Raw genomic sequence first — 9,710 nt, forward strand, 5'->3', positions numbered from 1 at the left:
ATCTCCCGGATCGAGGCACCCATCTGCTCCGCCCCCGCCGCCACCGTCTGCACATTGCGCGACACCTGCTCCGCCGCAGCCGCCACCACCCCCGCCTGCACACTCGTCTCCTGCGAGCCCGCCGACACCTGCGAGCTCGACGCCGACAGCCCCTCCGACGCCGCAGCAACGGCCTCAGCCGTGCCGACGACCTGGGCGAGCGTCGAACGGACCGAGACCTGCGCCTTCTCGAGCGAGCGGGCCATCTGGCCGATCTCGTCCTGCGTCGCGACGTCCGCGGCCAGGGTGAAGTCGCCGTCGGCCATCGCCTCGAGCGAGTGCTGCACCGCCCCGACCCCGCGCCGGATCGACGACGAGATCCGGAACGCGAGCATCAGGACGAGCACGAGCGCGACCGCGAGGCTCGCGACGAGGATCACGACCGCACGGTCGGCCGCCGCCTGGGCGTCGCTGGCCGTCGAGTTGAAGTAGGCCGTGGTCGTGGTCTCGACCTTGTCGAGGTTCGCCACGTAGACGTCGATGAGCGGCTGGCTCGCCTTGGCCATCAGCTGCTCGTAGTACGCACCGTCGCCCGCGATGCCCGCAGGGACGAGCTGGGCGTTGCGGAAGCTGAGCCACTTGGCGTAGTTGGCCCGGAAGTCCTTCCAGTCCTGGGTCACGGCGACGCCGCCCATCGCAGACTCGTACGCCTGCGCCGCAGCCTCGAGCTCGGCGTCGTTGTCCTTCTGCTTCGCGACCCAGCTGTCCTTCGCCTCCGAGGTCTGCACGGCGGCGATCTGGGCCGCGATCATGCGCGCCTTGAGCTGGTCCTGGTGGACGGTGCCGCGGTTGTGGACGAGCTGCTCCTGGATCACCGACAGGCTTTCGGTCTGGGCCGCGAGCGAGCGGAGCTCCACGACCGCATACGCGCCCGACGCGACCGCGACGACAGCCAGCAGGAGGATGACCCCGATGATCTTCGTGCCGACCCTGAGGCGGCCGAGGACGGAACCCGTGCGACGCACTGTCGGGGAGCTGTCGGCGGGCTCCTGGCGCCCGGCCGTCGGCCGCGCGGGCCGGGCGGGCGACTCCGGCGCGCGCCCCAGGACGTCGGGCGCGGTGTCCGGCAGGGTCACAGTGGCAGCCATGGGCTTTCTCCCGGTTCGGTGCGGCGCTGCACTCCCGCCAGGGTCGGTGGCGGGGTGTTGCTGAGGAGGTGAGGTCAGGCCGCGACGGCCTGGTCGACGTCGAGGATGAGCAGCAGCGACGAGTCGAGCTTGTAGGCGCCCGTGATGAGCCGGCGCAGCCCGACGTCGAGCGTGTCGGGCGGCACCTCGAAGCGCTCGGGGCCGACCTCGACGACGTCGCCGATCTCGTCGACCAGGAGGCTCACAGGCTCCCCGTCGACCTGGACGACGACCATCATCGGCTCGGCGTCGACCTCGAGCGGCGCCACCCCGAGGCGCGGGCGGAGGTCGATCGTGAGGACGACCTGGCCGCGCAGGTTCACGAGGCCGGCGACGTCGACCGGCGCGAGCGGAACCCGCGTCCGGGTGTGCGCGCGGAGCGCCTCCTGGACGCGGGTCACGTCCACCCCGTACAGGGCACCGCCGAGCGTGAAGGTCACGTACTGGGTCATCGCACTGCTCCCACGAGGTCGTAGCGGCTGACGGCGCCGGCGGAGCCGGGCTCCGGATCGACCGCCGAGGCGTCGACCCGGACGTCGTAGAACGTCGGGTCCGCGGCGAGGACCGCTCCCCGCACGTCGAGCAGCTCGGTCACGTGCCCGTCGATGACGGTCGAGCCCAGCAGGCCCGCGTCCTCGATGTCGGAGTGCTGCGAGCGGTCGTCGTCGACGATGTCGAGGATCTCGGCGACGACGAAGGCCACGCTGCGCCCGGCCTCGAGGTAGACGACGAGCAGCAGCTCGTCGCTCGGGTCCGCCAGGGAGCCGTACCCGCCGAGCAGGCGGTCGAGCCGGATGAGCGGAAGGATCGTGCCGCGGTACTGCACGACCTCACGACCGCCCACGAGCTCGACCTCGGAGAGCCGGACGTGCTCGAGCCGCGCCACCGAGGCCAGCGGCATGGCGACCCTGCGGTCGCCGCCGATGCCGACGACGAGCACCTGCTCGAGCGCGACCGTCTTGACGACCTCGGCGGAGGCGCGAGCGCGGCGCAGGTCGACGTCGCTCGTGAGCGCGCGTCGCGAGATGGTCTGCACGTCGAGGATGAGCGCGACGCGACCGTCGCCGAGCACCGTGGCGCCTGCATAGACCCCGAGGGTCTTCAGCCGCGACGACAGCGGCTTGACGACGATCTCCTCGGTGTTGAGGACGCGGTCGACGAGCAGGCCGAAGCGCTGCTGGTCAGCCTGCACGACCGCGATGACCTGGTTGCCCGACCGCGGCGGAGCGCCCGCTGCACCGGCCGGCCCGTCGACCCGCAGCACCGCCGCGAGCGAGACCAGCGGGAGCAGCTCCCCGCGGAGCCGGTAGACCGGCGCGGCCTGCACGTACTCGATCGCCGAGTCGGTGCGCTGCGAGTCGAGCGCGACGAGCTCGAGCAGGTTGACCTGCGGCACCGCGTACAGGTCACCCGCGCACTCGACGGTCAGGGCGGGCATGATCGCGAGCGTCAACGGGATGCGCAGCCGCCAGGCCGTGCCCTCGCCGACGGCCGTCTCGACGTCGACGGTGCCCCCGATCGCCTCGATCTTGGTGCGCACCACGTCCATCCCGACACCGCGGCCGGACACGTTGGTGACCGTGTCGGCGAGCGAGAAGCCCGGCAGGAAGAGCAGCTGCACGATCTCCGAGGGGCCCATCGCTGCGAGCTCGTCCGCGGTGCGCAGCCCCCGCTGCAGGGCCTTGGCGGCGACCTTCTCGTCGTCGATCCCGCGGCCGTCGTCGGCCACCTCGACGACGACCTGACCGCCCTCGTGGAACGCGCGCAGCGTCAGCACGCCCTTGGCGGGCTTGCCGGCGGCGACCCGCTCGGCGGGCGGCTCGATGCCGTGGTCGACCGCGTTGCGCACGAGGTGCGTGAGCGGGTCCTTGACCGCCTCCAGCAGACCGCGGTCGAGCTCGGTGTCGCCGCCGATCATCTCGAGCGCGACCTCACGCTCGCACTGCGCCGAGAGGTCGCGCACGACGCGCGGCATCTTCGACCACACGTGGTCGATGGGCTGCATGCGGGTCTTCATGACCCCCTCCTGCAGCTCACCGGCGATCAGGTTGAGGCGCTGCGCGCTGCGCGAGAGCTCGACGTCGTCGGCCCCGGAGGCGAGCAGGCTGATCTGGTTGCGCGCGAGGACGAGCTCGCCGACCTGACGCATGAGCGCGTCGAGCAGCCCGACGTCGACGCGGATCGAGGAGTCGGCGCTCGTGCGGGGGGCCGCGGCCTCCTCGAGGGCGGCGGCGGGGGCCGGTGCTGCGGCAGGCGCGGCCGCCCGGGGGGACGGGACGACGGGCGCAGCGCTCGGCACCGTCGTGGCGGGGACCACCTTCGGGGCGACTGGTTCAGGCACGGGTTCGACCTCGGGCTCGTCGTCGAGCTCGGGCTCGGTGACGTCCTCGGGCTCGGCAGAGTCCTCGGGCGCCACCGGCGCGGGCGGGGTGGGTGGAGTGGATGGCTCGGGCGCCGCGACCGCGACGACGGGTGCCGGCGTCGGCTCGACCGAGGCCGACCGCTGGGCCGGGACCTCGGCGACGGGGGCCGGTGCGGCGGCGACCTCGCCGGGCACCTGCTCCTGGACCTGGACGATGGCCGCGATGACGTCGTCGACGACGACCGCACCCTCGGTGCCGTCGTGCTCGATCGCCGCGAGGATGTCGCGCACGGTGTCGACCAGGCGTAGCAGGACGTCGGTCGTCGACTGGTCCATCGAGCGACGCCCGTCGCGCAGGTCGACCAGCAGGCTCTCGCCCACGTGCGTCACCTGCTCGAGGCGCGAGAACGCGAGGAAGCCGCTCGTGCCCTTGATCGTGTGGATCGTCCTGAAGATGCTGCTCAGCAGCTCGCGCGACCCGGGGGTGCTCTCGAGCGCGACCAGATCCTGGTCGAGCTGGTCGAGGTTCTCGTGACTCTCGACCAAGAACTCGCGGACGATCTCGTCCATGTCCTCCACGCGTGCCTCCCAGGGCCCGCGCCGGCGGTCCCGGGGCGAGCACTCAGCCGATCGGCGGCTGGGTCTCCTGCGTGAGGGATTCGGGGGGCTGAGGAGTCGAGGGGATCAGGCTCCGCAGCTGGGCGACCGCGTCGTCGTCGACCGCGCTCGCTGCGACGTTGGCTGCCTGGACGGCCTCGAGGACCTCGGCGCGGTGCACGCGCACCTCGCGGGGGGCGTCGATCCCCAGGCGCACACCGTCGCCGCGCACCTCGATGACGGTGACGACGATGTCGTCGCCGATCATGAGGCGTTCGCCCACTCGACGGCTCAGGACCAGCATTCCCCGACCCTACCCGCCGATCCGGGCGACGACGTGACCCGGCGTCGGGACGCGCAGGTCAGTCCCAGCGGACGCCGGGCTGCATGTGCTGGCTGAGCGCTGCGGCCCAGGCGACACCCGTGGCCGGGATCCCGTCGAACCAGGCGACCGGGACGCCGAGGTCGAGCACCGTGCCCGGCTGCGTGGTCTCGAACAGGCCGCGGACCGCGAGCGCGTCGACCCGTCGCCGCTGCCCCACCTCCGTCAGCCAGCGTGCGCTGTCGCGCGGCTTGGTGCGCGCGTCGACGACGCCCCAGACCTGGTCCGGGTCGAGCGCCGCGAGGATCTCGGCCGCCACGCCCCGGTCTCGCGCGTCGGGGCCGACGGCGAGGGCCACGACCCGGATCTGGCCGCCATCGGGCAGGACCCGCCACCGCGCCGCCGCGGCCGTGTCGGTGAGGCGCCGGACCCGCCCGGTGGACGGCTCCCCCTCCCCCGCCACCACGAGCGACGTCGGGGCCAGGCGCAGGCGCTCCACCACCTGTGCGCCGACCGCCGCGGCATCCCGCCCAGCACCGACGACCACCACGACCGAACCCGGGGCCCGCGGCAGGTCGGGCGCCGTCGGCACGTTCGCGAGCAGCACCGACAACGGCGCCGGCGCGGCGACGCCGGCGAGCATCCGCTCCGGCACGCCGAGGTCGAGGAGCGCGGACCGGTTCGTGCCCGTCGGCGGTGCGACCTGCGCCTCAACCTGCTCGGGGACCATCGGCTCGAAGACCCGCACGAGCGCGGCCGGGACCTCGACGTCGGCGGTCAGTCCCTGGGCACCCGTCATGGCGCGGACCTGCTCCAGGACGGACGCGAACGCGTCGGCACCGGTCGAGACGAGCGGCGAACCGGCGCTGGAGCCGACGCCAGGCATCGGCCCGGCGCCACCGATCTGCGTGCGCGCCTCGGCCGCGTCGGCGGCCGCGAGCAGCGCGTCGATCCCCACGGGTCCGGCCAGGGCAGGGGCGGGGACGCGCATCGCCCGGGGCCGCGCGAAGGGTTCGTCGGGGACATCGACCGTCAGCTCGTAACGTTCCCGGGCGAAGAAGCCCACCAGCCCGCCCGAGCGGACGCGGTCGGCCCGGATGATGCGCGCCGTGGGACCGAACTCGGCCCGCACGTGGACCATGAGCTCGGCGAGGTCGCCGCCCTCAAGCAGCAATCGCGTGGACACCGGTCACCACCCCCATGGACTCGATCTGGACCCCGGCACCGGTGACCTCGCCGTACGACAGCACGGCCGTGCGTGGCAGCGCCATCGCGACGAGCCGGTGCAGCGCGGGACGCAGCGCCGGTGCGCACACGAGCACGACGGGCTGCCCGGACGCCTCGCCCCGGCTCACCGCGGCGCGCAGCTGGTCGAGGACCGCGTCGAGCCGGACCGGGTCGACGAGCAGCTGGGTGCCTGTCTCGGTGGGCCGCAGCTGCTCGACGAACGACTGCTCGAGCGTCGGGTCGAGCGTGACGACCCGCAACGTCCCGTCGTGCGCGTACTGCGCGGTCAGGGCGGGGCCGAGCGCCATGCGGGCGGCCTCGACGAGCCGCTCGGGCTCGGTGCTGACCTTGGCGCGCAGCGTCAGGGCCTCGTAGATCCTCGAGAGGTCCCGGATCGCGACCTCCTCGGCGAGCAGGCCCTGCAGCACGCGCTGGACCTCGCCGAGCGTGAGGAGCCCCGGGATCAGCTCGTCGACGACCGACGGGTTGACCTGCTTGACCCCCTCGGTCAGGACCCGCACGTCCTCGCGGCCCAGGAGCCGGGGCGCGTTCTGCGCGATGATCGAGCCGAGGTGCGTGATGAGCACCGAGACCCGGTCGACGACCGTCGCGCCCGCGAGCTCCGCGGCGTGCCGCATCTCGGCGGGCACCCACTTGCCCGGCAGCCCGAAGACCGGCTCGACGACGGCGTGGCCGGGCAGGTTCCCCAGGTCGTCGCCGAGCGCGAGCAGCCGGCCTGCCGGGGCCTCGCCGCGACCGACCTCGACGCCGGCGATCCGCACGACGTAGGTGGACCGGGGCAGGTCGACCGAGTCACGGGTCCGCACGGGCGGCACGACGATCCCCAGGTCCATCGCGACCTTGCGGCGCAGCGCGCGCACGCGGACGAGCAGGTCCTGCTCGGGTCCCGAGCCCACGAGGTCGACCAGGTCGGGCGAGAGCAGGATCTCGAGCGTGTGCACGCGCATCTGCTCGATGAGCTGCTCGGGGCTGTCCGGGGACGGCGCCGCGGTCTCCGCGACGTTCCTCGACTCCACCTCGAGCGCGTCGCGCGCGTCGGACGACTTGATGCGCTGCGCGACGATCAGCAGCCCGCCGCCGACCAGGATGAACGGCACCTTCGGCATGCCCGGCAGGAGCGCGAGCGCGATCGCTCCGATGCCCGCGATGATCAGGGCCGACCGGCTCTGCAGGAGCTGCTTGGCCGCCGCGGTGCCCATGTCGCCCTCGGCCGACGCGCGCGTGACGACGATGCCGGTCGACACCGACAGCAGCAGGGCCGGGATCTGGGTGACGAGACCGTCGCCGATGGTCAGGAGACTGAAGCGCTGGAGGGCGTCCCCGGCGCTCATGCCCATCTGCACCATCCCGATGACGAACCCGCCGATGAGGTTGATGACCGTGATGATGATCCCGGCGACCGCGTCGCCCTTGACGAACTTCGACCCACCGTCCATCGCGCCGTAGAAGTCGGCCTCGGCGGCGACGTCCGCGCGGCGCTGCCGGGCCTGGTCGTCGTCGATGAGGCCCGAGTTGAGGTCGGCGTCGATGGCCATCTGCTTGCCGGGCATCGCGTCGAGGGTGAACCGGGCACCGACCTCGGCGACGCGGCCCGCGCCGTTCGTGATCACGACGAACTGGATGACCACCAGGATCATGAAGATCACGAGCCCGATGACGAGCGAGCCGCCGACGACGAAGTGCCCGAACGCGTCGATGACCTGGCCTGCGTACCCGTCGCGCAGCACGAGCCGCGTGCTCGCCACGTTGAGACCGAGCCGGAAGAGCGTGAAGACGAGGATCAGCGACGGGAACACCGAGAAGTCGAGCGGGCGTCGCACGTACATGCTCGTGAGCAGGATGACCAGCGACATCGTGATGTTGAGCGCGATGAGCACGTCGAGCAGCGCTGCGGGCAGCGGCACGACGAGCAGCAGGACGATCCCCACGACTCCGACGGGCACAGCGAACTGCGCGACTGACCGGTTCTTCACGACTGGGCCTTCCTGGTGCGGACAGGGGGTCTGCGGCGGCGGACGTCGGGGTCGCCGGCCTCCGGGGGGAGCTCGGTCGGACCGGTCGGCAGGCGGTGCTGGCCGAGCGCCGAGCCGCGGCGGCGCAGGGCCATGACGAACGCCAGGATCCGGGCGACCGCGGTGTAGAGGTACTGCGGGACCTCGTCGCCCAGCTCGCACGCGCTGTTCAGCGCCCGGGCGAGCGGCACGTCCTCGACCATCGGGACGTGCTTCTCGGCGGCCTCGAGCCGGATCCGGGTCGCGACCGCGCCCGACCCCTTCGCGACGACCCGCGGCGCGCCCGTGCCCGGCTCGTAGCGCAGCGCGACGGCGACGTGGGTCGGGTTGACGAGGACGACGTCGGCGGTCGCGACGGCGGCCATCATGCGGTTGCGGCTCATCGCCATCTGCTTGGACCGGATCGCGCCCTTGAGCATCGGGTCTCCCTCAGAGCGCTTGTTCTCGTCCTTGACCTCGCGCAGGGTCATCCGGGTCTTCTTGCGGTTGCGCCGCAGCACGACGACGACGTCGAGGATCCCGAGCCCGATGCCCGCGGCGATGCCCGTGCGCATCAACGATGTCGTCCCCCCGGCAGCGGCACCGAGCAGCTGTGCCAACGACAGCCGGCCCGTGCTCGCGAGCAGCGGCACGAGCGCCTGCACGCCCGAGTAGAGGACCAGGCCGACGACGGCGGACTTGATCACCGTCTTGGCGCCCTGCCACCACGTCTGCCCGGTGAACAGCTGCTTGATGCCCGGGAAGATCGCGAGCTGCTTGCCGTGGAACGTGATCTTGCGCGGGTACACGCCGCCCTGGGCCGCGGCCACGACGATCGTCACGATCACGACGAGCGCGAACATCGGGGTGAGCGTGCCGAGCAGCGAGCCCAGGCCGTCGTCGAGCGCACCCACCGCGACCTCGGCGCTCGGCTCGACCGCGATGTCGCGGATCGCCATGAGCTGGTGGGTCGCGGCGGTCTGTGCGGCCGCGAGGACCGCCGGGATGGCGATCGCCGCCGCGGCGAGGCCGACCCAGGCCGACAGGTCCTGCGAGCGCTGGAGCTGACCCTTGCCGCGGACGTCCTTCATCCGCTGCGGAGTGGCCTTCTCGGTGCGGTCCTGACCGTCGCTGCTCATCCCGTCACCCCCATGACGGTGCGGACGGCCTTGGTGACGAGGCCGTCGACGACGTGCGGCATGGCGAGGTAGACGACCGCCGCGAAGCTCAGGGTCATCCAGATCTTCAGCGGGAAGCCGAGCGCGAACGCGTTGAGCGCCGGGGCCACGCGGGTCAGGAGCCCGAGGCCGACGTCGGTCAGGAAGAGCACGATCACGAGCGGCCCGGCGATCTGGAGGGCCGCGACGAACATCTGGGACACCCCGGCCGTCGCCGCGTGCGCCAGGACGCTCAGGTCGAGCGACGCCCCGAGCGGCAGCGCGTCGAACGTGCGGATCAGCCCGGCGATGACGAGCTGGTAGCCGTTCGTCGCGAACAGCAGCACGACCGCGGTCAGCTGGTACAGCCGCTGGAACTGCGCGCCGCTCGTCATGTTCATCGGGTCGAACGCGGCCGCCATCTGGAACCCGCCGAACAGGTCGATGAACGTGCCCGCCGACTGCACGGCGGCGAACACGAGCGCCACGAGGAACCCGAGCCCGGCGCCGACGACGACCTGGACCACGAGCGCGCCGAGGTACGCGCCCGGTCCCGTCGTCGCGACCGCGCGCGAGGGGTCCCCCGCGAGCAGTCGCGGCGTGACCGCGAGCGCGAGACCGATCGACAGCATCGCGAGCACCCGGCGGGGCACCGCGCGGTGCGAGAACGGCGGCGCGATGACGAGGAACGCGACGATCCGCACCCCGGCGAGCATCGCGGTCTCCACCGAGCCCAGCGGCAGGGTCATCGCCAACGGCTGCACGGCGCTCAGCCGCCCAGGAGCGACGGGATGCGGGCGAAGAGCTCGTGCGTGAACGACACGAGCTCCGAGATCATCCAGTGCCCCGACACGAGCAGCGCGACCG

9 protein-coding genes are annotated in these 9,710 nt (G+C 72.7%); all 9 read right to left on the bottom strand.

Annotated features, from left to right (window positions below):
- A partial coding sequence (locus VFW79_RS14895; RefSeq protein WP_329678079.1) for a methyl-accepting chemotaxis protein occupies positions 1–1,127 on the bottom strand: 1,127 nt, incomplete at its 3' end.
- 74 nt (positions 1,128–1,201) lie between these two features.
- On the bottom strand, positions 1,202–1,618 hold the full coding sequence (locus VFW79_RS14900; protein WP_329678080.1) for a chemotaxis protein CheW: 417 nt from the start codon (positions 1,616–1,618) through the stop codon (positions 1,202–1,204).
- Positions 1,615–4,098 (bottom strand): chemotaxis protein CheA, encoded by a 2,484-nt coding sequence (locus VFW79_RS14905; RefSeq protein ID WP_329678086.1) that lies wholly within the window; start codon positions 4,096–4,098, stop codon positions 1,615–1,617. The genes VFW79_RS14900 and VFW79_RS14905 overlap by 4 nt, the downstream gene beginning before the upstream one ends.
- A 52-nt stretch (positions 4,099–4,150) precedes the next feature.
- On the bottom strand, positions 4,151–4,429 hold the full coding sequence (gene csrA, locus VFW79_RS14910; RefSeq protein ID WP_329678081.1) for a carbon storage regulator CsrA: 279 nt from the start codon (positions 4,427–4,429) through the stop codon (positions 4,151–4,153).
- A 58-nt stretch (positions 4,430–4,487) separates the two neighbouring features.
- Positions 4,488–5,633 (bottom strand): hypothetical protein, encoded by a 1,146-nt coding sequence (locus VFW79_RS14915; protein WP_329678082.1) that lies wholly within the window; start codon positions 5,631–5,633, stop codon positions 4,488–4,490.
- On the bottom strand, positions 5,611–7,668 hold the full coding sequence (flhA, locus tag VFW79_RS14920; protein WP_329678083.1) for a flagellar biosynthesis protein FlhA: 2,058 nt from the start codon (positions 7,666–7,668) through the stop codon (positions 5,611–5,613). The genes VFW79_RS14915 and flhA overlap by 23 nt, the downstream gene beginning before the upstream one ends.
- Entirely contained in the window at positions 7,665–8,825 is a 1,161-nt protein-coding gene (locus tag VFW79_RS14925; protein WP_329678084.1) for an EscU/YscU/HrcU family type III secretion system export apparatus switch protein, read from the bottom strand. Before VFW79_RS14925 ends, flhA begins: the two co-directional genes overlap by 4 nt.
- Entirely contained in the window at positions 8,822–9,592 is a 771-nt protein-coding gene (locus tag VFW79_RS14930; RefSeq protein WP_329678085.1) for a flagellar biosynthetic protein FliR, read from the bottom strand. The genes VFW79_RS14925 and VFW79_RS14930 overlap by 4 nt, the downstream gene beginning before the upstream one ends.
- Positions 9,593–9,612: 20 nt before the next feature.
- Positions 9,613–9,710: flagellar biosynthetic protein FliQ (locus tag VFW79_RS14935; RefSeq protein WP_414647995.1), on the bottom strand; the 98-nt coding region annotated here is incomplete at its 5' end.

Source organism: Cellulomonas sp., assembly GCF_036279715.1.
Lineage (GTDB): Bacteria > Actinomycetota > Actinomycetes > Actinomycetales > Cellulomonadaceae > Cellulomonas_A.

Bases quoted from the DNA above. Each gene is read 5' to 3' on its own strand.
- VFW79_RS14925 (WP_329678084.1), bottom strand. From the start codon at position 8,825: ATGAGCAGCGACGGTCAGGACCGCACCGAGAAGGCCACTCCGCAGCGG.
- VFW79_RS14930 (WP_329678085.1), bottom strand. From the start codon at position 9,592: ATGACCCTGCCGCTGGGCTCGGTGGAGACCGCGATGCTCGCCGGGGTG.
- VFW79_RS14900 (WP_329678080.1), bottom strand. From the start codon at position 1,618: ATGACCCAGTACGTGACCTTCACGCTCGGCGGTGCCCTGTACGGGGTG.
- VFW79_RS14905 (WP_329678086.1), bottom strand. From the start codon at position 4,098: ATGGACGAGATCGTCCGCGAGTTCTTGGTCGAGAGTCACGAGAACCTC.
- csrA (WP_329678081.1), bottom strand. From the start codon at position 4,429: ATGCTGGTCCTGAGCCGTCGAGTGGGCGAACGCCTCATGATCGGCGAC.